This is a genomic window from Microbacterium sp. Bi128 (genome assembly GCF_918698205.1).
Map to the genome: position 1 here is coordinate 1 of NZ_CAKKMM010001348.1, position 1,383 is coordinate 1,383.

The 1,383-nt window shown below is 70.9% G+C and carries 2 protein-coding genes and 1 pseudogene; 1 reads left to right on the plus strand and 2 read right to left on the minus strand.

Going from position 1 to position 1,383, the window contains the following annotated elements:
- Window positions 1-157: pseudogene (locus LQV45_RS32660) on the plus strand (bile acid:sodium symporter family protein); the annotation flags it as partial.
- Between the two features lie 5 nt (window positions 158-162).
- Here the strand turns inward: LQV45_RS32660 and LQV45_RS32665 are convergent.
- Together LQV45_RS32665 and LQV45_RS32670 are read right to left on the minus strand one after the other, a co-directional pair.
- Complete coding sequence (locus tag LQV45_RS32665) at window positions 163-738, minus strand: LacI family DNA-binding transcriptional regulator (protein ID WP_230011750.1); 576 nt, start codon at window positions 736-738, stop codon at window positions 163-165.
- An 81-nt stretch (window positions 739-819) separates the two neighbouring features.
- Complete coding sequence (locus LQV45_RS32670) at window positions 820-1,380, minus strand: GNAT family N-acetyltransferase (RefSeq protein ID WP_230011751.1); 561 nt, start codon at window positions 1,378-1,380, stop codon at window positions 820-822.
- Window positions 1,381-1,383 lie beyond the last annotated feature (3 nt).

The window sequence follows — 1,383 nt, forward strand, 5'->3', positions numbered from 1 at the left end:
GCTGCCGTCTGCGGTCTTCTCCCTGTGGCACAACGTCTCCGGCGCGATCGTGGCCGCGTGGCTGGCCCGCCGTCCCCTCCGGGAGGCCGCAACCCCGGAAGCCGCACCGGAGGCCGCAACCCAGGACGCGGCACCGGAGGCCGCGCTGAAAGCCTAAGGTTCCTAACCCCGCAACTGTGCCAGCAGCAGAATGACGGCGTGCCCGGCCAGGATCTCGGGGGTGTCCGTGCCGGCGGGGACCACCTCGTGTCCGCCCTGGACAGCAAGGCTGCCGGGCCCGGCGTCGTCCGTGATGAACACGTGGGGCGTGCCGCGGCCAGCGGGCTCTGCCATGGCGCCGGAATCGTCGTCCGTCTTCGGCGCGCTGGTGTGGATCACGCCGTCGGCTCCGCCGGAGAGCATGAACTGCCGCCAGTTCCCGCCCAGCAGGATGACCGACTGGTAGCCGTGCTCCGGCAGGATCCTGGCCAGCACCGTGGCGATGGCCCTGTCCCGGGGCTGCTCGAGGTCCGGGACGGCCACGGCCACCAGCTCCGTCCGGCCCCGGCGCATTCCCCGGGCGGCACTGTTGGCCACATAGCCAAGTTCGCGGACCGCGGCGTGCACCCGGTCCTGGGTGGCTTCGCTGATCCGGGTGGTACCGCCGGAGCGGCCGGAGAGCACATAGGAGACGGTGGTCAGGGAGACCCCGGCCGTCTGCGCGACATCGCGGATGGTGGGCTTGGATCCAGGCCGCACTGATGACTCCCGGCTGTTTCTCCGCCGGGTCCGCGGCGGCTCGTGAAAACGTTGTTTTAGGGCAGACCCCCTGTGTGAACTCTAGCCCGAAGCGCCGGTTCCCGGCCCACACCGACCAAGCAGCGCGGCGGGGTTCGCGGCGGGGTTTGCGGCGGGCAGGTCCTTGGTGAATGCCAGCGGCCCGATGGTTTCCGGGTCGGCGGAGAGATCGAACTGTGCCTCGTAACCGGTGCTCAGGTAGAGGTGTTTCGCCTCCGGCTGGCGCGGGCCGGTTGTCAGGTAGACTTTCCGGTAGCCGCGACGGCCGGCCAGCGCCTCCAGCTCGGCAAGGACAAACCGGGCCAGTCCGCGGCGGCGGTGCGCTGAATGCGTCCAGATCCGCTTGAACTCGGCGGTCTGCGGGCCGTGCCGGCGGAACGCGCCGCCGGCCACGGATTCGCCGTTCTCGCGCACAATCAGCAGGGCCCCGCCCGGCGCGGCGAATTCCTCGGCCGGGTAACGGTTGAGTTCCTCCGCGGCGGCCCCGCGGCCAAAGAGGCTGCCGTAGCGGGTGTCGTATTCGAGCGCGAGCTCGTCCAGGAGCGGACGGACCCTGGGATCGCTCATGGGGAGATTGAGGACCGTCAGCGCGGCGGTGTCCACGGG